Source organism: Euzebya sp. (genome assembly GCF_964222135.1).
Taxonomy (GTDB): Bacteria; Actinomycetota; Nitriliruptoria; order Euzebyales; family Euzebyaceae; genus Euzebya.
On record NZ_CAXQBR010000094.1, the window covers coordinates 64,572 to 86,061 of the forward strand.

General features: G+C 74.0%; 15 protein-coding genes. 10 read left to right on the forward strand and 5 right to left on the reverse strand.

Features of this window, described 5'->3' with window-relative positions; all coding sequences use genetic code 11:
• Positions 1–4: 4 nt before the first annotated feature.
• Positions 5–2,293, forward strand: coding sequence for a copper resistance protein CopC (locus ACEQ2X_RS20670; protein ID WP_370327768.1), 2,289 nt, complete (start codon positions 5–7; stop codon positions 2,291–2,293).
• Positions 2,294–2,296: 3 nt separating this feature from the next.
• On the opposite strand, the gene ACEQ2X_RS20675 is transcribed toward ACEQ2X_RS20670, so the two are convergent.
• From ACEQ2X_RS20675 to ACEQ2X_RS20685, 3 genes are all read right to left on the reverse strand, one after another.
• Positions 2,297–3,466: a glycosyltransferase gene (locus ACEQ2X_RS20675; RefSeq protein WP_370327769.1), complete on the reverse strand. Its 1,170-nt coding sequence runs from the start codon at positions 3,464–3,466 to the stop codon at positions 2,297–2,299.
• Complete coding sequence (locus tag ACEQ2X_RS20680) at positions 3,463–4,434, reverse strand: glycosyltransferase family 2 protein (RefSeq protein WP_370327770.1); 972 nt, start codon at positions 4,432–4,434, stop codon at positions 3,463–3,465. Before ACEQ2X_RS20680 ends, ACEQ2X_RS20675 begins: the two co-directional genes overlap by 4 nt.
• Positions 4,435–4,515: 81 nt before the next feature.
• Positions 4,516–4,719 (reverse strand): PspC domain-containing protein, encoded by a 204-nt coding sequence (locus tag ACEQ2X_RS20685; protein WP_370327771.1) that lies wholly within the window; start codon positions 4,717–4,719, stop codon positions 4,516–4,518.
• Between the two features lie 62 nt (positions 4,720–4,781).
• Here ACEQ2X_RS20685 and ACEQ2X_RS20690 point away from each other — a divergent pair, with 62 nt between their 5' ends.
• From ACEQ2X_RS20690 to ACEQ2X_RS20705, 4 genes are read left to right on the forward strand one after another with little or no spacing between them, the layout of a single operon-like run.
• Positions 4,782–5,192 carry a secondary thiamine-phosphate synthase enzyme YjbQ gene (locus ACEQ2X_RS20690; RefSeq protein ID WP_370327772.1) on the forward strand — a complete coding sequence of 137 codons (411 nt, stop codon included), beginning with the start codon at positions 4,782–4,784 and terminating at the stop codon, positions 5,190–5,192.
• A 58-nt stretch (positions 5,193–5,250) separates the two neighbouring features.
• A complete protein-coding gene (locus ACEQ2X_RS20695) occupies positions 5,251–7,797 on the forward strand; it encodes a glycosyltransferase (protein WP_370327773.1) in 2,547 nt (848 codons plus the stop codon).
• Between the two features lie 2 nt (positions 7,798–7,799).
• Complete coding sequence (locus ACEQ2X_RS20700; RefSeq protein WP_370327774.1) at positions 7,800–9,173, forward strand: hypothetical protein; 1,374 nt, start codon at positions 7,800–7,802, stop codon at positions 9,171–9,173.
• A 37-nt stretch (positions 9,174–9,210) separates the two neighbouring features.
• The gene (locus tag ACEQ2X_RS20705; RefSeq protein ID WP_370327775.1) at positions 9,211–11,784 is read left to right on the forward strand and encodes a glycosyltransferase; all 2,574 of its coding nucleotides are present in this window, start codon (positions 9,211–9,213) and stop codon (positions 11,782–11,784) included.
• Here the strand turns inward: ACEQ2X_RS20705 and ACEQ2X_RS20710 are convergent.
• Positions 11,726–13,339: a DUF2142 domain-containing protein gene (locus ACEQ2X_RS20710; RefSeq protein ID WP_370327776.1), complete on the reverse strand. Its 1,614-nt coding sequence runs from the start codon at positions 13,337–13,339 to the stop codon at positions 11,726–11,728. The two genes, ACEQ2X_RS20705 and ACEQ2X_RS20710, sit on opposite strands and share 59 nt — an antisense overlap.
• Positions 13,340–13,498: 159 nt before the next feature.
• On the reverse strand, positions 13,499–14,191 hold the full coding sequence (locus tag ACEQ2X_RS20715) for a hypothetical protein (RefSeq protein ID WP_370327777.1): 693 nt from the start codon (positions 14,189–14,191) through the stop codon (positions 13,499–13,501).
• 136 nt (positions 14,192–14,327) lie between these two features.
• Between ACEQ2X_RS20715 and ACEQ2X_RS20720 the strand changes: the two genes are divergently transcribed.
• From ACEQ2X_RS20720 to ACEQ2X_RS20740, 5 genes are all read left to right on the forward strand, one after another.
• Positions 14,328–15,731, forward strand: coding sequence for a cell wall-binding repeat-containing protein (locus ACEQ2X_RS20720; RefSeq protein ID WP_370327778.1), 1,404 nt, complete (start codon positions 14,328–14,330; stop codon positions 15,729–15,731).
• 125 nt (positions 15,732–15,856) lie between these two features.
• A complete protein-coding gene (locus ACEQ2X_RS20725; protein WP_370327779.1) occupies positions 15,857–18,121 on the forward strand; it encodes a cell wall-binding repeat-containing protein in 2,265 nt (754 codons plus the stop codon).
• Positions 18,122–18,206: 85 nt separating this feature from the next.
• Entirely contained in the window at positions 18,207–19,070 is an 864-nt protein-coding gene (locus ACEQ2X_RS20730; RefSeq protein ID WP_370327780.1) for an ABC transporter permease, read from the forward strand.
• 2 nt (positions 19,071–19,072) lie between these two features.
• On the forward strand, positions 19,073–20,467 hold the full coding sequence (locus tag ACEQ2X_RS20735) for a polysaccharide ABC transporter ATP-binding protein (protein WP_370327781.1): 1,395 nt from the start codon (positions 19,073–19,075) through the stop codon (positions 20,465–20,467).
• Positions 20,464–21,477, forward strand: a complete 1,014-nt coding sequence (locus ACEQ2X_RS20740; RefSeq protein WP_370327782.1) for a glycosyltransferase family 2 protein — start codon at positions 20,464–20,466, stop codon at positions 21,475–21,477. Before ACEQ2X_RS20735 ends, ACEQ2X_RS20740 begins: the two co-directional genes overlap by 4 nt.
• Positions 21,478–21,490: the final 13 nt, after the last annotated feature.

The window sequence follows — 21,490 nt, forward strand, 5'->3', positions numbered from 1 at the left end:
CGACGTGAGACGGCTGGGTGCCGCCAGGCCATCCGGCCCGGCGGTCTGGCTGGCGCTGGTGCTGGCCGTGGGCGTCCTGGTGGTCGGGCCGATCCGGCCCGCGGCAGCGCACACCGCCCTGCTCGGGTCCTCGCCGGCGTCCGGCGACCGGTTGGCCTACTCGCCCGACGAGATCGTCCTGTCCTTCGCCGCCCCGGTCGACGTCCGGACCGTCGGGCACCACCTCCGCACCGCCGACGGGGAGGAGATCGCCGTCGAGGTGGCCACCCCCGGACCGACGGCGGACGTGGTCGCCTTCGAGGTGCCGCGGTTGGCGCAGGGCACCTACGGCTTCGCCTGGGAGTCCGTCGGCGACGACGGCCACCGCCTCAGCGGCGAGGTCGTGTTCGGGGTGGGCACCGCACCCGGTGCCACCGGCTCGATCGCCGGGGGTGGGGACCCGCTGGCCACCGCCCTCGACCTGTCCGCCCTGGCCGGGCGCGTGGCCTGGTACGTCGGCCTGGCGCTCGCCGCCGGCGTCGCTGCGCTGGGCATCCGCGCCACGACCCTCCCGGGTGCGTTGGCCCGACGGCGCGTGCCGGGGGTGCTGGCGGTCCTGGCGGGCGCGGCGGCGCTGCGCGGCGTCGTCGGCGCGCTGATCGTCCTCGAGGCCGGCGGCGGGATCGGACGGGCCCTGGGCTCACGACCCCCGCTGTGGTGGGCGGCCGTCGCCGTCGGGGTGTGGGCGCTCCGCTGGGTCGTCGTCCACCGGCCGGCGGTCCTCGCCCGGACCTCCGCGGCCCGTGCGCTCGGGGTGGCGGCCGGCCTGGCCGTCCTCGGGGGCACCGTCGCCGGGCACGCCCCCACCCGCCCGGACCCCGCCGTCGCGATCGCGGTCGGCGCGGTCCACGTGGCCGCCGCGGCCGCCTGGGTCGGGCCGCTGCTGGTGCTGGCCCTCATGGCGCGGACGCCGGCGTGGCGCGCGCTCGACGACGACGAGCGGCGGGCCACCCTCCGCCGCGCGATGGCGACCGTCGCCCGGACCGCGGGGTGGGCGCTCGCGGCGGTGGCGGCCTCCGGCGCCCTGCTGGCGCTGCGCGCGTGGGACGGCAGCGTCAGCACGTCCTTCGCGTGGGCGCTCGGGATCAAGCTCGCCGTCGTCGCGGCGATCGCGGTGCCCCTCGGCGTCCTCCACCACCGGACCCGCGACCGCTGGTCGGCGGTGCCCCGCACGGTCCGGATCGAGGCCGCCGGCCTGGTGGTCGCGATGGTCCTCGGCGGCGTCCTCGTGGGCGTCGACCCGGGCTGGTCCGGAGGATCGGGGGAGGCGGACATCGCACTCGAGGCCCTCCTGGACGGCACCGCGACCGACCCGGCGGCGTGCGCCGACCTGGACGTGGGGCGCGCGGCCTGCGTCCGCACCGCCCTCGAGCAGGTGCTGGTCGCCGAGGGGCCCCAGGCCGCGATCGACATCGTCGCCGAGCTCTCCACCACCGACGACCACGTCATGGCGAACTGCCACCAGGTCGCCCACGACCTGGGCAACGACGCGTCGGAGCGCATCGACGACATGGCGACCGCCCTGGCGGTGGAGGGGTCGGTCTGCTGGTCCGGCTACTACCACGGGTTCGTGGAGGCGCGGCTCGCCGCGGTGTCGACCGACGACCTGACCGCTGCCCTCCCGACCTTCTGCGAGAGCGCCGCGGAGCCGCGGTACTCCTTCACCCACTACAACTGCCTGCACGGGCTCGGGCACGGCCTGATGCTCCGGGTCGACTCGAACCTCTTCGACGCGCTGCCGCTGTGCGACGCGACGGGGGAGGAGTGGGCGATCCACTCCTGCGCCTCCGGCGTGTTCATGGAGAACGTCATCGCCGCCCAGCAGGGCCTCGACACCGGCGGGTTCGACGACGAGGACCTCCTCCACCCCTGCACCGCCGTCGACGACCTGGTGGCGGGCGACTGCTACCTGATGCAGACCTCCTACGTCCTGTGGCGCCTCGACGGGGACGTCCCCGCCGCGTTCGGCTGGTGCGACACCGCGCCCGAGGCCCACCGCACGACCTGCTACCGGTCGATGGGTCGCGACATCTCCTCCCGCGCCGCGCTGGACCCGGTCCAGGTCGTCGAGCTGTGCGCGCAGGGACGCGCCGACCTGGTCCGCTGGTGCATCGACGGCGCCGCCTCGAACGCGGTCTACGAGCAGGCCGGGACCGATGCCGCCGACGCGCTCTGCGCCGCGGTCACCGGCGACCTGCGGACGGCCTGCACCGAGGCGAGGGACACCGCCGCCGGGATCGTCGCCGCCGGCTGATCCTCAGCGGCCCGCGTGGTGGCCTGCGATGGCGGCGTGCCAGGCGTCGACGGTCCGGCTGACGGCGGCGTCGGGGTTGAGCGTCTGGCGGACCCGCTTCGCGGCGCGCACCACGGCGGGCAGGTCGGGGTCCTCGAGGGCCTCGACGATGCGGGCGCGCAGCATGCCGATGTCGCCGGGGCGGACCAGCAGCTGGCGCTCGACGAGGTCGCGGACGCCGCCGGAATCCGTCGCGACCAGGGGGCGACCCATCAGCACCGCCTCGGCGGCGACAAGCCCGAACCCCTCGGCGTGCGACGGCTGCACGACCACGTCGGCGGCGGCGTACTCGGCGGCGAGGTCAGCCTGGGGGATCCGGCCCGGCAGCTCGAGGTCGACCCCCCGCGTCGCCGCCAGCCCGCGCAGCGTGACCTCGTCCGGCCCGTCCCCGACGATGCGCAGGCGCACCGGCCGACGCAGACCGGCGACGGCCTCGACGAGGTCGCGGAAGCCCTTCTCCGGCACCAGCCGGCCGACGCCCAGCACGACCGGGCGGTCGAGGGAGACGACCGGCGCGACCGGGGTGATCGCGTCGAGGTCGATCGGCATCGGGTTCAGGCCGTGCGCCTCCACGCCGATGGCCGCGGCGGCCCGGTCGGCCAGCGACGTGGAGACAACGTCGATGCGGTCGGCGGGCTCGAGCGCCCAGCGGGCGAGGCCGGCCAGCGGCGGCCGTGACTCCACCAGGCCCACGTCGGTGCCGTGCAGGTGGACGACCAGCGGGACGTCGACTCGCGCCGTCCGGGCGATCACGGCGCCCGGCAGCCACCAGTGGACGTGGACGACGTCGGGCCGCCACCGCCGCACGGCGCGGCGCAGCGCCGCGGCCATCTCGACGCCGAACGCGCCGAGCAGCCCGGGGCCGAACGGCGGGCGCAGCGCGATGCGGTGCATCTCCCCCCGGTAGGCCAGCCGCTCCGCGCCGTCCGCGGCGTAGCGCACCCGGCGGACCGGCGTGCCGGCCACCACGTCCACCTCCGGCAGGCGGGCGTCGTGGGGTGCGATCACCCGCACGTCGTGGCCGGCGTCGCGGATCGCCCGCGCCCACATGCCGAGGAACGCCGCGGAGGGGTCGTCGTCCCACCGGGGGAAGACGTGGGTCAGGGCGATGACGCGGAACGGCCGCCCGCTCACGTGGCCGGTCCGGGGTCCCCGTCGTCGGCCAGCACCCGCCGGACCCGGTACGGGATCTCCTGGCGCGCGTTCGAGTGGCGCAGGACGTCCCCGATGAACCCGGTGCCGATCAGCTGGACCCCGACCAGGAAGCTCAGGACCCCGAACTGCAGCAGCGGCCGGGTCCCGATCCCCTCGCCGGCGAACCACAGCGCGCTGAGGTACGCCATCACCCCGAACCCGATCAGGCTGAGGGCCGCCCCGACCCCGCCGAACAGGTAGAGGGGCCGGTCGGCGAAGCGGGTCAGGAACAGGACCGTCAGCAGGTCGAGCATGGTCTTCGGGAAGCGCAGCAGGCTCAGGTACTTCGACGTGCCGGCCTGGCGCGGCCGGTGCTGCACGGCCACCTCCGACACCCGGAAGCCCAGGTCGTGGGCCAGGACCGGGAAGAAGCGGTGGAACTCCCCGTACAGCGGCAGCTCGTCGACCACCTCGCGGCGCATCAGCTTGAAGCCGGTGTTGAAGTCGTGCAGGTCGAGGCCGGTGAAGGTGCGCGTCGCGGCGTTGTACATCCGGCTGGTCCAGCGCTTGGCCGCGCGGTCGATCCGGGCGGCGCGCCACCCGCCGACCAGGTCGTGGTCACCTGCCTCCATCTCGGCGAGCAGCTTCGGCAGCTCGGCGGGCACGTCCTGGCCGTCGGCGTCCATCGTGACGATCAGCTCGCCTCGGGCCTGCGCGAACCCCGCGGCCAGCGCCCCGGACTTGCCGAAGTTCCGGCGCAGCACGACCACCCTGACCAGACCGGGGTCGTTGGCCTGGAGCTTGGCGAGCTCCTCGGTCGTCCCGTCGGTGGAGCCGTCGTCGACGTACACGACCTCGCTCGAGACGTCGAGGCCCGCGAGGGCATCGACCAGCTCGGCGTGGAACGCGGGCAGGGACTCGATCTCGTCGAAGACCGGCACCACCGCGGACAGGGTGACGGGGTTCATGACCGGTCCAGCGTACGCGCCGGCGTGCGCAGCCCCGCCGTGGCGACCCGGACAGCGGGTCGGTCGTCCGCCTGGGCGCGGTCACCAGCCGCCGCGCGGCGCCTTCGGCATGATCACCCACAGGATGACGTAGGCGAGCTCGCCGGCTCCGACGAGCCCGAAGACGATGAAGCCGAGCCGGACGAGGGACGTGGACACGCCGAAGCGCCGGGCCAGGCCGGCGCAGACCCCCGCGATCATCCGGCCGTCACCCCGGCGGGGGCGCTGCAGGGTCGTGGTGGCCATCGGCGGTCCTCTCCTGGCGGCATGACGTGGCGTCCCCCGGAACCTTCCCGCACCCTGGGCCCATGGAATCGCGCACCGTCACGATCGAGACCGGCCACGAGTTCGCCCACGTCGACCTGACCGGCCACGTCGAGGCCTTCCTCGCCGACGTCGGCGCGGGCGACGGGCTGGTGAACGTCTTCCTGCCCCACGCCACCGCGGGCGTGGCGATCATGGAGCTGGAGCCGGGCACGCGCGCGGACACCCCCCGGGTGCTCGGCGACCTGCTGCCCCGCGACGGCCGCTGGGCCCACGACCACGGGTCGCCGGGGCACGGCGCGGACCACGTCCTGCCGCTGCTCGTCGCCCCGTCGGTGAGCATCCCCGTGCTCGGCGGGCGGCTCCAGCTCGGGACCTGGCAGTCGGTCGTGCTCGTCGACCCGAACGTCGACAACCCGACCCGCACGGTGCGGGTGTCCTTCCTGTCCGGCTGAGCGCACCGCCGCGTTCCGTACACTGCGGCCGCCCCGCCCCCGCCAGGAGCCCCCCTCGATGTCCACCGCTGAGCCCGCACTGCCCACGTCGTTCCGCGAGGGCATGCCGACGATCACCGTCGTGCTCGTCAACCTCGACGGCGAGGACATGTTGGGGCCCTGCCTGGACAGCCTCGGCCGCCAGACCTACGACCCGGACCTGGTCGAGGTCATCCTGATCGACAACGCCTCGACCGACGGCTCGGTCGACATGGTGCGGAGGCGCTACCCGCACGTCCGGGTGATCGTCAACGACGTCAACGTCGGCTTCGCGCCCGCGGTCAACCAGGGCGCCCGCCTGGCCAACGGCGAGTACCTGGCGCTGCTCAACAACGACGCCGAGGCCGACCCGAACTGGCTGGTGGAGGCGGCGCTGTACCTGATGGGCCACGAGGAGGTCGGCTGCGTCGCCTCCCTCATCCTGTCCGAGGACCGCGCCAGCGTGGACTACGCCGGCTCCGCGATGGCCTTCAACGGCATGGGCTACGCGCTGCACAACTCGAAGCCGGCCCACGAGATCCCCGGCTACGCCGAGCCGACGCTGTTCGCCTCCGGCGGGGCGATGGTCACCCCCACCGCGCTGTTCGTCGACGCCGGCGGGTTCGACGAGAGCTACTTCGCGTTCTTCGAGGACGTCGACTACGGCTGGCGCCTGTGGATCCTCGGCCACGAGACCCACTTCGTGCCCGCGTCGAAGGTCCTGCACCGCCACCACGGGACGATCAAGCGCTTCGGCTACGCCCGCGAGCGCTACCTGCTCGAGCGCAACGCCCTCGCGACGATCTACAAGAACTACGGCGACGACAACCTGGCCCGCGTGCTGCCCGGCGCGGTGCTGCTGACGCTGATGCGCGGCCTCAGCGACGTCGACGACGACCACGACCTGCCCGACTTCGCCATCACCCCGGACGCGGCGAACCTCGACGACACCGACGTGCCGATCTCGGCCCTGTCCGCCGCCCACCTGGCCGCCATGCGCGACTTCGGTCGGGCGCTGCCGACCCTGACCGCGAAGCGGTCGGCCGTGCAGGGCCGCCGGGTCGCCTCGGACGCCGAGGTGCTGCCGCTGTTCCGCGAGTCGCTCCGTCCGAACGTCGGCGGCATCGAGTACACCGAGGTCTTCGACGCGGTGCTCGAGGCGTTCGACCTCACCGACGCCCTCGCCGGGCGGGCCCGGGTCCTGATCGTCACCGGTGACACGCTCAGCGCCCGGATGGCCGGACCGGCGATCCGGGCCTACGAGATGGCGACCGTCCTCACCCAAGCGGGGTTCGAGGTGACGCTCGCGTCGACGTCGCCACCCGAGATCGCCGGCCGCGAGGTGGCCGGGCGGCGGTTCACCGTCACCCACGCCGGACCGCCCGGCGCGCTGATGGCGCTGCTCGACTCGATCGACATCGTGATCTTCCAGGGCTTCGTGATGCACGCCCACCCCGAGATCGAGTCCTTCGACGGACCGGTGGTCGTCGACATCTACGACCCCTTCCACCTCGAGAACATGACCGCGCGGAAGCACGAGCTCGACTGGTTCCGCTACACGACGCACAACAGCGACCTGGCGGTCCTCAACCGCCAGCTCGAGCGGGGGGACTTCTTCGTCTGCGCGTCGGAGAAGCAGCGTGACTTCTGGCTCGGGCAGATGTCGGCGCTCCGGCGGATCAACCCGGCGACGTTCGACGACGACGAGTCGCTCCGCTCCCTCATCGACGTCGCGCCCTTCGGGCTGCCGGGCGGCCCGCCGGTCCGCACGATGGCGAAGGCGATCCGCGGGGTGGTGCCGGGCATCGAGCCCGACGACTTCCTGCTCATCTGGGGCGGGGGGATCTACAACTGGTTCGACCCGCTGACGCTGATCGAGGCGGTCGGCCGCGTCGCCGCCGAGCACCCCGACGTCAAGCTGTTCTTCATGGGCAACGCCCACCCGAACCCCGAGATCCCGAAGATGGCGATGGCGTCCAACGCCTACGTGCTCGCCGAGAAGCTGGGCCTGCTCGGCACCCACGTGTTCTTCAACGAGGGGTGGGTCGAGTACGGCGAGCGCCAGAACTACCTGCTCGAGGCCGACGTGGGCGTGTCGACCCACTACGAGCACCTCGAGACCCGCTACAGCTTCCGGACCCGCATCCTCGACTACATCTGGTGCGAGCTGCCGATCATCGCCACCGAGGGCGACACCCTGTCCCTGCTCGCGAAGGAGCGGGGGCTCGGCATCGCGATCCCGCCCGAGGACGTCGACGCGTGCGCCGACGCGATCCGGCGGCTGCGGGAGGACCGCGCCTTCCACGCGGAGTGCGTCGCGAACCTGCAGGCGATCAAGCCGGACATGACCTGGGACCGCGCGATGGCGCCGATCGTCGAGTTCTGCATGAACCCGCGCCGTGCCGCCGACGTCACCGGCGTGCGCCGCGCGTACGTGAAGCTGAACCCGATGCCCGGCGACGTCGTGCCGCCCCGGTCGGCGCTGTACTACGGCAGGCGGTTCCTCGAGAACGCGCGGCAGCAGGGTCCGCGGGCGGCGCTCACCCACGCCCGCAACATCGTCCGGCACTACACGCGTCGGACCTAGGCGTGCGCGCACCCGCGGTCGTCGGCCGGGCCGGAGCCCGGCTCGTCCCCGCCCCGCTGCGCGACGACCGCACCCGCGGGCGGCTGCTCGGCTGGCTCGGCGTCGGCCTCGTCGTCCGCCTGCTGATCGCCCCGTTCACCGTCAGCGCGGACATGCTGGCCGTCTACTGGCGCTCCCACCTGATCGCCTACGACGGGACGGTCTTCAGCGACTACCTGGTCAACATGGGGGCCCACTACACCCACGCGGTCAGCCTGCGGGTCCTCGACCCGCTGCTGCCGCCGGCCGACGTGCTGTGGACCGACCCGTGGTGGTGGTCGGACTCAGTCGGCCTGGCGCCACAGGTGCAGCGGGCGTTCGTCGACACCGACGGGATCTTCGGCACCCTCCTCACCCTCAAGCTCCCCTACCTGGCCTTCGACCTCCTCGCCGGGCTCGTCCTGCTCGCGCTCGTCGCCCGCTGCGCCCCGCGGGCGGTCGAGCGGAGCTGGGCGTTCTGGATGCTGTCGCCCATCGGGCTCTACGCGACCTACGCGTTCGGGCGCTACGAGATGTTCGCGGTCGCGCTGGTCGTCGTGGCGCTGTGGGCCTGCGAGCGGCGCCACCTCTGGTGGGGTGCGCTCGCGCTCGGCATCGCGATCACGATGCGGGGCTACCCGATCCTGCTCGTCCCGGCCTTCGCGCTGGTGGTCAGCCCGAAGCTGCTGCGCCAGATCGCCTGGGCCGCCGTCGCGCTGGCCCCCTTCGCGCTGGTGCTGGCCACCAACACCCTGCTGGCCGACACGGTCGGCGAGTTCGCCCGGCTGCGGGACTTCGACACCGGCTCGACGTTCCTCGCCTACACCGTCGACGTGGACGGCCCCGGCCCGATCTACCTCTTCGTGCTGTTCCTGCTGGGGCTGTACGGGGTCATGTTGGGCCGTGCGCGCGGCTGGTGGGGGAGGGGACCGGTCGCGGTCGAGGACCTGTGGGTCTGGCTGCTGGTCCTCCACGCCGGCCTGTTCGCCCTGACCACGTTCAGCGCCCACTACTTCGCCTGGTTCACCCCGTTCGTCGCGCTCGGCCTGGCCCGCCGACCGACGTGGCGGGGGCTCGGCTGGCTGCACCTGCTGCAGGTGGTGGTCGTGCTCGCGATGGCCGACCTCCTCGGTGGGCCCGGGACCACCTGGGGGCTGTTCCAGCCGCTGCAGCCGGACCTGGCCGACGCCGTCCCGACCCTCCGCGAGCTGCTGCTGACCGCGCCGGACGCCGCCGAGCAGGCCGCCGGGGCGCTCCGCACCGCCTTCATCGCGCTGACCGCCCTGCTGGCCTGGCCGGCGCTCGCCGAGCTGTGGCGTGGCGATCCGGCCGAGGGCGCCCTCAGCCCCCCTCCGTAGGCTGGCCCGCGACCCGTCCCCTCCTCCGGAGACCCCCGTGACTCGATCCCTCCCCACGGTCACCGTCGTCATCATCAACTACAACGGCGGCGACTTCCTGCTGCCGTGCCTGCAGTCGGTGCTGGACCAGGACTACCCCGCCGACCGCGTCGAGGTCCTGCTGATCGACAACCACTCGACCGACGGGTCCCTCGAGAAGGCCCGGGCGCAGTTCCCCACCATCCGCATCGTCGAGAACGAGCGCAACGGCGGGTTCGCGCCGGTCGTCAACCAGGGCGCCCGCCTGGGGAGGGGTGAGTACGTCGCGCTGCTCAACACCGACGCCGTCGCCGACCCCACCTGGCTGCGCGAGCTGATCCTCCCCCTCGTCGGGGACCCCCGCATCAAGGTGACCGGCGGGCTGCTGCTCGACGACACCGGCACCCGGGTCGACTTCGCCGGCGGGGTCCTCGCGTTCTACGGGCAGGGCTTCATCCCCCACCGCGGGGAGGCACCGCCGGCGGACCTGCGCCGCCGCCCCTCGATCTTCGTGTGCGGCGCCTCGATGGCGATGCCGCGCAAGTGGTTCCTCGAGGTCGGCGGGTTCGACGAGGACTTCTTCGCGTTCGTCGAGGACGTCGACTTCGGCTGGCGGACCTGGGTGCTCGGCGGGGAGGTCTGGTTCATCCCCGAGTCCGTCGCGCGCCACCGCCACCACGGCACGATCGAGCGCTTCGGCCACCCGCGGGAGCAGTACCTCATCGAGCGCAACGCGCTGGCCAGCGTGTTCAAGAACTTCGACGACGACAACCTCGCCCGCACGCTGCCGTCGTCGCTGATGCTGTCGCTGCTCCGCGGGTTCCACGACGAGCGGTCCGAGCTGGGCGACTACCGGATCTCCGAGGAGTCCGCCGGCACCCCGCCGCCCGAGCCGGTCGTGTCGTCCCTGACCGGGGCGCACATGGCGGCGATCCGCGACTTCGGGCTGATGCTCGAGAAGCTGCGCCACAAGCGTGCGTTCATCCAGGACAACCGGCAGCGGCCGGACGCCGACGTCTTCCGGTTGTTCGACAACCCCGTGGCGGCGAACGTGGTCGACCCGGTCTTCACCTCGGTGTTCCACCAGGTGATCGACGCCTTCGACATGTCCTGGCCGGGACGCTCCCGCCAGCGCGTCCTGATCCTGACCGCCGACCCGCTCGGCGCGAAGATGGCCGGTCCGGCGATCCGCGTGTGGGAGATGGCCCGCGCGCTGTCGGCCGAGCACGACGTGCTGGTCGCCTCCACCCACGAGCCCCAGACGTCGGCCGCCGAGCGCGCCGCGTCAGCGGGGCGCTCGGGACCGGCCGGGGGGCAAGCCGGTCCGGCCGAAGGTCGAAGCGGCTTGGGCGGGTTCCGGCTCGGCCACATCGACGACTCGAACGCCCGGCGGCTCGCCGACTGGGCCGACGTGATCGTCACCCAGGGGTTCATGCTGCACTTCTTCCCGCAGCTCGCCCGGTCCGAGGCGGCGATCGTCGTCGACATCTACGACCCGTTCCACATCGAGGCGCTGGTCATGCGGAAGGACCTGCCGCCGGAGGAGCGCTGGAACACGATGAACTCCGACGCCGACGTCGTGAACGCCCAGCTGGAGCGCGGGGACCTGCTGCTGTGCGCGTCGGAGTCCCAGCGCGACTTCTGGCTCGGCCAGCTCGCGTCGCTCAAGCGGATCAACCCCGCGACGTACGACGAGGACCCCGACCTGCGGCGGCTCCTGACCGTCGTGCCCTTCGGCCTGCCGGCCGAGCCGCCGGTCCAGACGCGCCGGGCGATCCGCGACACGACCGACGGGATCGGCGACGACGACATCGTCCTGCTGTGGGGCGGTGGCATCTACAACTGGTTCGACCCGGCCACGCTGATCCGCGGGTTGCACACCGCCATCCAGTCCGAGCCGCGGCTCAAGCTCTACTTCCTGGGCACCGCCCACCCCAACCCGGCGGTCCCCGAGATGGCGCGGCTGTCCGAGGCGCACCGCGTCGCCGAGGAGCTCGACCTGCTCGGCACCCACGTGTTCTTCAACTCCGGCTGGGTCGACTACGACGACCGCGCGAACTACCTGCTCGACGCCGACATCGGGGTCTCGACGCACTTCCTGCACCTCGAGACCAAGCTCAGCTTCCGGACCCGGATCCTCGACTACCTGTGGGCCGGCCTGCCGATCCTCACCACCGGCGGGGACCTCCTCAGCGGCCTGGTCACCACCCACGGGCTGGGTGAGGTCGTCGAGGCGGAGGACCCCGACGCGATCGCCGGCGCCCTGCTGCGGCTGGCCGATCCCTCCACCCGTGAGGGGGTCCGCGCCAACGTGACGGCGTTCGCGCCGACGATGACCTGGGACCGCGCGCTGGAGCCGCTGGTCGAGTTCTGCCGGTTCCCACGTCGCGCCCCGGATCTCCGCAGCGACGAGCCCCGGTACCTGGTCCGGCGCGATCGCAACCGGCTGACCCGGCGGAGCCCGCGCGATCTCGTGCGCAAGTTCCAGGACTTCGCGGCCGAGCAGGGTGTGCGCGGCGCGGTGGCCGAGGGCGTCAACTCCCTCCGGGTCCGCCTCGCCGCACGTCGCGCGCGGGCGCAGGCCGAGGCCTGACCGCGGGTCCCGCGACCAGCGGGGTGAGCGCCAGCGCCACCGCGCCGGCCACAGCGGCGAGGAGGACCACCAGATCTGGTCCCGGCGGCCCCCAGGCGGGGTCGGTCAGGTGGTCGAGCAGCGCGCTGCCGCGCCCCGTCCCGTAGCGGGACGCCGCCTGGAGGTGCGCCGCGACGTGCACGACGGCGACCGTCCCCGCCACCACCGCGATCAGCAGACCGGGCAGCCGGGTCGGCAGCCGGTGGCCGCGGTGGGCGACGGTGAGGGCGGTCACCGCGGCGATGCCGAAGGCCACCGGGATCGTGTAGCGGCCCTGCCAGGTGAAGCCCATCTCGGGGGCCGTCAGGCCCTCCGCGACGACGGGGAGCGCCGCGGTGCCGACGACGAGCGCGGCCAGGACGGCGCGCTGGCGCCAGGTGCCGACCAGCGCGGCGGCGAGGAGTGCCGCACCGGTCGCGGCCGCCCACAGCCACAGCATGGGGGAGGGGAGGGGCAGGTCGAGCGTGCCGAACACGCCGACGAGCTGTGCGAGGCGCCCCTCGGACATCGCGAGCGACTGGGCGATCGCCCCCTCGGTCGTGAGCGCCGGGTTCGGGCGGCCCACGAAGGTCTCCAGGGCACCGGACCAGGCGACCCAGACCCCGGCGCCGGCGATGCCGATCGCGGCGACCGCGGCGGCGATCCGCGCCGTGCGGCTGGCGCGGAGGGCGGCCCAGCGGTCGGCGTCGAGCGACACGACCAGCGCGGTGACGACGATCCCGACGGCGATCAGCGGGGACAGCGGGCGGCTCCACGCCGTCCCGACCGCGGCCAGGGCGGCGATGCCGGCGACCCGGCGGTCGTCGGGGGTCCGGACCAGCGCGATGACGCCCAGCCACAGCGCCGCAGAGGCGGCGATCTCCATCCCGTTCGGGTTCAGCGTCCCGAGCAGGAACACCGCCGTCGGGGTCAGCCCCAGCAGGGTCGCGGCCACCGCCAGCCGGCTGCCGAGGCGGGCGGCCAGCCACACCGCGGCGCCGACCACCAGTGAGCCGGCCAGCGCCTGGGCGAGCCGGCCGGCGTACAGCGCCGGGGTGGGGTCGAGCACCCGGCTGGGGGCGCCGACCAGGGCGTACCACAGCGGCGGGTACGCCCCGGCTGCGGTGGCCTGCAGGATCGTCCCGTCGGCCGGGCCGAGGGTCGGCATGCACGCCGCGGGCGCGCCGTCGGCCACGCAGCCGCCGAGGGTCTCGATGCCGCGGTAGCCGGCGGGCACCGCGACCTCGAACAGGACGGCCTCCTCGCCGGTGGCCTCGTTGGCGAACGCGAAGGGCCGTCCGAGCAGGTCGCCGTGGGCCAGCGACACCGCCCGGATCGCGTGCGCCGCCTCGTCGGGGGAGGTCATCAGCGGGCTGGTCAGGGCCCAGGCCGAGGCGAGGAGGGCGCAGCCGAGCACCGCCACCGCCGCCGCGCGGCGGGCGCGGCGATCGGCGTCGGTCGCGGTGCGTGCGCTGTCGAGCATGACCTCCCCGTCGTCGTACCGGCCCAGCGTGGTGCGCCGTGGACGACGTCGCACCCGCCGTCGGCTGTGCCGGATGGCCGGTCCGGGCCCCACGCGCCGGAACTCAGATCTGAGCCCCAGGTCCGTGGGTGGAGCTCCGGCTCAGATCTGGGATCCTGGTCGGGCGAGCTCGAGCTCGGATCTGAGGGGTAGGTCCGCCGGCGCAGCCACGGCTCAGATCCGAGGATCACGACGGCGCAGGCCCCACGCCGCCAGGGTCAGCCCGCCGGCGGCCGCCAGCAGCCACAGCACGGCGAAGACCGGTTCGTCGGCCAGACGGGCACCGGTCGACCGCGCCACCTCGACGACCTGGTCCACCACCTCGCCGGGACCCGATGGGCTGATCACCCGGAACGCGAGATCCCCCTCGATCGACCCGCCCGCGACCGACCCGCCCGCGACGAGCTCACCGCCGGCGTAGGGGTCGTTGGTGATCCCGTCGGTCCCCTCGAGCGGGGTGTTGGCCCACAGGGCGAGCGGGCTCCCACCCTGCCAGCCGACCTCTGCCAGCACCACGTCGCCCACCTCGACGGCCGGCTCGAACCGCGCCTCGGCCCAGCCGCCGTCGACCAGCACGTCGCCGGGGACCGCGGCTGACGCGAGCACCTCCCCGCTGGCGGGGTCTCGCAGCGCCACCTCGAGCTCGCCGGTCGGGTCCGGGTCGGCGGCGAACGTGGCGACCACGACGGCGAGGCCGCTGACCCGGTCGTCGGCGGGGTTGACCGTCTGCCCGACGACCTCGCCGGCCTCCAGGGTGATCGGCGTGTTGAGGGTCGGCTGGAACGGCTCGCCGCCCACGCGCCCGCAGCCGGCGGCGCCGGCGAGCAGCACCACCACCAGCGCCAGTCCGGCCGTCGCACGTCGCATGCACGCAAGGCTAGTGCCGGGCGGGCCGGTCGGGCGGGGGGTGATCGTTCGGACGGGGGTCACGGCACGGTAGCGTGCGGCAGCCTGTTCGGATCGCGGGGGGCGCGACGACCGCACGGGGACCCACGACGACCACATGCAGCGACCCGCTCCCACCGCCCCCACCCTCAGCCGCCGGACGGCGCTGACCGGTCTGCTCGCAGGCGGGCTCGCGCTGGCCCTGCCGGGTCGGCGTGCCGCTGCCGCCGCCGACGGCGTCGCCGCCGTGCTGCTCAGCCGGATCGACGACGAGCGCCGCCGCCACGGGCTTCCCCCGCTGCCCGAGGACCCCCAGCTGTCTGCGGTGGCCCACGCGTGGAGCGGCCGGATGGCCGGCGGCGTCGGCCTGCGCCACAACCCCGACGCGGAAGCCCAGTACGGGTGGCCGGTCGACCGCGCCGGCGAGGTCGTCGCCTACGCGGCGAACCCGGTGCGCTCCGCCGAGGAGCTCGCCGCGGAGATCGTCGGCAGCTGGATGGCCTCATCAGGGCACCGGGCGATCATCCTCGGCTCGGGCTGGACCGACATCGGGGTCGGCTGGGGGCTCGGGGCCGGCGGACGGCTGTACGCCACCGCGAACGTCATCACCGCGCCCCTGCCCGCCGCCGCCCGCGAGGCCGTCACGGTGTCCCAGGAGCTCATCGGCGCCGGGTCGGCTCCCCGGGTCGTCATCACCCGCGGCGACGACCCCGTCGACGCGCTCGCCGGGTCGGCGCTGGCCGGCGCGGACTGCCCCATCCTGTTCACACGTGCCGGACGACCCCTCGGCGACCTGGTGCTGGGGGAGGTGGCCCGCGCGGCGGCACCCGGCGGCCAGGTGCACCTGCTCGGCGGCGCCCTGCCGGGTGAGGTGGCGGACCAGGTGCGCGGGCTCGGCCTGACGGCGGTCCCGGTGGCCGGCGGGTCGCGGTACGCCACCGCGGCGGCGGTCGCGCGAGAGGTCGTGCGGTCGCGCCAGCGCCCCGGCCGCGCCTACCTCGTGCGAGCGGACGCGTGGGCCGACGCGGTCAGCATCGCCGGTCCCGCGGCGCTGGCCGGAGCCCCGGTCCTGCTGGTCGACCGCGACCACGTGCCCCACGAGACCGCCGCCGCGCTCGCCGACCTGGGCGACGTCGAGCGGATCGTCGTCGGCGGCGCCGGCGCGATCGCCGAGTCGGTCGTGTCCGCCCTGCGCGCCTACCGGGTGGCCGGCCCCGACCGGGCGAGCACCGGGGCGGTGGTGATGCGCGAGGTGTGGAGCCGCCACCGGGCCGCGGTCGGCGACCACCTGGTGGTGACCCCCGGCTGGGCGGGCGACGGCTGGGTGACCGCGCTGGCCCACGCGACCTACGGCGCTCGCCACGGCGCACCGCTGCTGTTCTCCTCCGGTGCCGTCCCGCCGCCGGTCCGCGACGCCCTGGTCCAGACCGGCTACTCCGCGGCCACGGCAGCGACCGTCCGCTTCTCGCGCGGGGTCCCGCAGGCGGCCCGACAGGAGTACCTCGCGCTGACGGGTCACTAGTCCGCGCTGACTGGTCTGACAGTCCGGTGAACCGTCACCACGCGCACGGACGGCGGTCGTCGTGACGTCGTAGGGTCGACCCGCGCGGCCGGACGTGGCGGCCGCCGGCCACCGAGGAGCCTCCCATGACCTGGTCCCGCACGCGTGCCCTCACGGCGGTCGTCGCGCTCGTCGCGCTGGTGGCGGCCCTGCCGGCATCCGCCCAGCCCTCCGACACGATCTCGATCGTGAAGGAGGGGGAGGAGGGGCTGAGCAACGCCGAGATCGCCGCCCGGCTGTCGGAGTCGACGTTCCAGTCCGCCGACCGCGTGGTGATCGGGCGGGACGACGAGTTCGCCGACGCGATGACGTCCGGGCTGCTGCAGGCCGACAGCCCGCTGCTGCTGGTCCCGCGCGGCGGACCGGTGCCACAACGGGTCCTCGACCAGCTGCAGCTGCTCGATCCCGCGGAGGTGCTGCTCCTGGGCGGGGTGGACGCGATCGCGGAGACGGTCGCCGAGGAGCTGGACCAGGCCGGCTACGCCGTCGAGCGGGCCTTCGGGGCGTCCCGGTTCGAGACCGCCACCGAGATCGCGGACCTCGCCGCCGCCGACGCCGACACGGTCCTCATCGCCCGCGCGTTCGCCGACCCGGGGGCCGCCGACCCGACCCAGGCGTTCGCCGATGCGCTCGCCGCCGGCGGGTGGGCCGCCGAGAACCGCTGGCCGATCCTCCTGACCCAGACCGACGTGCTGACCGGCACCACCCGGGACTGGCTGGCCGACCACGACGTCGAGCAGGCGTTCATCCTCGGCGGGACCGCCGCGGTCAGCGACGCGGTCGCCACCGAGCTGGCGTCCCTCGTCGGCGACGTCGAGCGCGTCGCCGGTGCCGACCGGTTCGAGACCGCGATCGAGGTCGCCGCGAAGCGGGGCGCGGACAGCGCCGCGGACGCCGCGCGGGTCACCCTCGTCGAGGCGCAGGACGCCGATGCGTGGGCAGGCGGGTTCGCCTCCGCCGCCCACTCCGCCGCGTTCGATGCCCCGGTCGTGCTGGCGAACGGCAGCGGCCTGCCCGACGCGACCGAGGACTGGCTCGGCGGCGGCAGCGCGTTCGCCCAGACGACCGTCGACCCAGGCGACGTGGTGCTGACCTGCGTCAGCCTGCCCGAGGCCTGCGACGAGGCACGCGCGGCCCTCGACCTGCCCCCAGCCGTCACGATCAGCTTCGACCCGCCCGGCGGATCGGTCGAGCAGGGGACGGTCGTGACCGTCACCGTCGACGGCGAGCTGGAGCAGCTGACCGTCGACGGCACCTGCCTGGCCTCCCCCGCCACCACGACGGCCGCGAGCCAGGCGGTCACCCTGACCGAGCCGGGCGCGTGCGAGCTGGTCGCCACCGCCACGCTCGCCGGCGGCGCCACGCAGTCCGCGACGGCCGGCTACGACGTCGGCGAGGCGCCGGTCCGCCAGATCGTCTACCTCACGAGCGACCTCGCGACCGACGGGACGACGGGCGACATCCGGCTGGTCGGCATCGACGGCTCCGCCCCGCAGATCGCTGCGCCGTGCGACCAGTGCCGCGACCTGCGGCTGTCGCCGGCCGCGACCCGGTCGGTCACGGTCGAGCCCGCCGGCCTGGTCCTGCGGAGCGCGCCCGGCTTCGACGACCCGGTGCTGCTCGCCGCCGCCGACTCCGTCACCTCCTTCGCGTACCCGCAGTTCACCCCCACCGGGGACGCGGTCGTGGTGACCCGGTACCTCCAGGGCGTCCCGTCGGTGGTGCACATCGACCTGTCCGGCACCGTCACCGGGGTCGCCGAGGGCGCCACCCTGGCCGGCTTCGACGCGGTCGGCGCGACCGCCGCGGTGTCCGGCGGGGTCGGGGCGCTGGTGCTGCGCACCTCGTCGTCGCCGGACGGGACCGTCACGTCCCTGCTCCTCGTCGACGTGCTGGGGGCGGACGAGGACCAGCCCCTCTTCTCGACCTCCCTGCTGGTCGCCTCGGCGTCGATCAACCCCGGCGGGACGGCGTTCGCCGCATCCCTCCCCGGTGCGGGCCGGGTCGTCGTCGGGACGCTCCCCGGCAGCCGGACGACGCTCTCGACGCCGGAGACCGAGCAGGTGGTCGTCTACGACCCGGTCTGGCGGAACGCCTCCACCCTGGTCGGCGTGGACGGGGGTCAGCTCGGCCCGCGTCCGGTCGCGATCTCGATCGGGTCCGGACAGCTCGACGTGACGGCGGGGCCCGTCGTCGAGGGCCTGCAGGCCCCCGGACGCGTCGGCCAGCTGCCCGACGGCCGGCTGCTCGTCGACCTGACCGGGCACCTGGCGACCGCGGCCGGGGACGTCCTGGCGGCGCACGGCGACGTGATCACGAGGAACCCCCAGCTGCTGGCCCCCCCGAGCTGACCCGCCCGAGCTGACCCGCCCCTCGGCCGTCGGGGCACCCGGTTCGCCGGTGCCCCGCGCCGGTGCTGGCAGACTTCTGGTCGTCATGTCCTCCCCCACCGCTGTGGCGGCGGAGGTCTGGAACGCCCGCGAGCTGCTGCGGAACCTCGTCTCGAAGGAGCTGAAGGTCCGCTACAAGGGCTCGGTCCTGGGCTTCGCCTGGTCCCTCGTCACGCCCCTCCTCATGGCCGCCGTGTTCACGGTGGTCTTCGCCACCTTCCTGCGGATCCCGTTCGGCAACGGCAACTTCACGGTCTTCTTCCTCGCCGGCTACCTGATGTGGCAGTTCTTCCAGAACTCCGTCATGAGCTCCGCCGGGTCGATCATCGCGAACGGCCAGCTGATATCGAAGGTGTACTTCCCCCGCGAGCTGATCCCCTTCAGCCTGGTGCTCAGCCAGGGGGTGCACCTGTTCCTCGCCCTGGTGGCGACCACCCCGCTGTTCCTGTACTACCGCGGTTTCCACCCCGAGGTCGTGCCGCTCCTCCTCGTCGCGATCCTGCTGCTGACCATCTTCACGACCGGCGTGTCGATGCTGTTCGGCGCGCTGACGGTCAAGTTCAGGGACCTGACCGAGCTCCTCCAGGTCATCATGCAGACCTGGTTCTACCTGACCCCCGTCATCTACTCGATCGAGACGATCCGCGGCGCCACCGCCAACGGCGACCAGCTCGTGCGGCTCATCCGGCTGAACCCCATGACCTGGTTCGCCGAGCTGTTCCACACGCTGATGTACGGCATCGCGCTGCCCCTCACCCCGGGCGACCCGACGGGCGGCCCGCCCCACCCGCCGCCGGGCAACGCCGACGACGTGACCTGGCTGGTGTGCACGGCCTGCGCCCTCGTCGCCTTCGCCGTCGGCTACGTCGTGTTCCGCCACCAGGCCGCGACCTTCGCGAAGGAGGTCTAGCCGTGGATGACACCCCGGCCATCCGGATCCGCGGTCTGCACGAGATCTTCCGGATCTACGACGAGGTGCCGCCCGGCATCAAGGAGCGGCTCACGAGCTTCCGCCGCGCGCACTACCGCGAGTTCCACGCCCTCGACGGCATCGACCTCGACATCATGCCGGGCGAGCGGGTCGGCCTGGTCGGCCACAACGGGTCGGGCAAGTCGACGCTGCTCAAGTGCATGGCGAAGATCCTCCCGGCCGACCGGGGGACGGTCGAGGTCAACGGGCGGGTCGCCACCCTCCTCGAGCTGGGCGCCGGCTTCAGCCCCGAGCTGACCGGGCGCGAGAACATGTACCTGAACGGCTCGATCCTCGGCCTGACCCGTGCAGAGGTCGACGCGAGCTTCGACCGGATCGTCGACTTCGCCGGCGTCCGCGACTTCATCGACAACCCGGTGAAGAACTACTCGAGCGGCATGTACGTCCGCCTCGGGTTCGCGATCGCCGTCAACGTCGACCCCGACATCCTCCTGGTCGACGAGGTCCTGGCCGTCGGCGACCAGACCTTCCAGGAGCGCTCGCTGTCGCGCATGCAGGCCTTCGCCGAGGCGGGCAAGACCGTCGTGCTGGTCAGCCACGACCTCGGCAGCGTCGAGAAGCTGTGCGACCGGATCGTGGTCCTCGAGGGCGGGCACATCGTCTTCGACGGGCCGTCGGCCCAGGCGCTGGAGGAGTACCAGCGACGCCTCGCCACCGGCCACGGCACCGACCTGCACGTCCCCGACATGCCCGAGCTGTCCGGCCACCGCACCGACGAGGACGACGAGGATCCGGTCACCCACGCGGTGCGCATCGACGAGGTGACCCTCGACCTGCCGGACGCCGAGGACGACGTGCAGGCCCGGGCGCCGCGCGTCGACACCGGATCCCCCGCGACGCTCCGGATCACCGCCACGCCGACCGCGCAGCTCGTCGGCGACGGCGGCCTGTACGTCCGCGTCGTCGTGCGCCGCCCCGACCTGGGAGTGCCGCTGTACGACTCCCGCACCTCCTACCGGGTCCAGTACGTGGCTCCGCCGCCACCGGACGAGCCGTTCACCACGACCGTGGACCTGCGCCTCAACGTCCTCAGCGGCACGTACCTCTTCGACGTCGAGATCGGCAACGCCGAGACCGACGCGGTCCACGCGGTCGAAGAGGCCGCCGCCCGCGTCGTCGTGCGCGGCCAGCCGTGGGACGTCGGCATCGTCCCGCTCGACCTCTCCTTCGGCCTGTCGAACCCCCGCGGCGTGTGGCCGCCCGAGTCCGAGCCGCCGGGCGTCGACGAGGGCGGCCCCGAACGCCACCCCGACCCGTTGTGGCCTGCGGGCGGCACCGCGCCGACGCAGGTGTCCACCGACGCGAGGAACTCGTGAGGGTCACCGCGTGCGTGGTCAGCTACAACACCGCCGACCACCTGCCCGGGCTGCTCGACTCGCTCGCCACCCAGACCCACCCGGACCTGCACGTCGTCGTGGTCGACAACAACTCCCACGACGGGTCCGCCGACGTGGTCCGTCGCCGCGGGGACGTCGAGCTGATCGCCAACCGGCGCAACGTCGGCTACGCCGGTGCGGCGAACCAGGCGCTGGCCCGCGCCGGCGACGGCGGGCTGTTCCTCGTCACCCCCGACGTCCGCCTCGCCCCCGACCACATCGCCCGGTGCGTGGCGGCGATGGCCGCGCGACCGCGGGCCGCGAGCGTTCAGGGCCGCCTGCGGCGCATGGACGCCGACGGCCACGAGGTGCGCGTCGACGGCCACCCGGTGATCGACTCGACCGGGCACACGGCCCACACCAACCGCGTCTTCCGGAACCGCGGCGACGCCCAGCCCGACGACGGGCGGTTCGACGAGGCGGCCGAGGTGTTCGGCGTGACCGGCGCGGCGGCGCTCCACCGCGTCGAGGCGCTCCACGACGTGGCGGTGGAGGGGGAGGTGTTCGACACCGACCTGTTCGCGTTCTTCGAGGACGTCGACCTCGACTGGCGACTCAAGGCCCGCGGCTGGGAGGCCTGGTACACGCCGGATGCGATCGGCGCCCACGAGCGGGGCGGTGAGGGGCCGCGCCGGTCGGCGCTCGTCGAGCGGCTGAGCTACCGCAACTGGTTCCTGACCGTGGCGAAGAACGACGACGTCGCCACCGCGCTGCCGCACGCCCACCTGCTGGCGGCCACCACGCTCCTGCGGACCGCGGACCTGGCGATCACCGTCCCCACCGCCTTCGTCATGGCCGTGACCGACGTGCGGCTGCTCGGCTCGACCCTCCACAAGCGGCGTGTCGCCGACGCCCGTCGCACCGTCAGCCGCGCCGACATCGCCGCCCGCTGGTTCGAGCCGTTCGACTACGTGGAGTGGATCCGCAAGCGCCTCCGCCGCGGCTGGTGACCCCTACGATCCC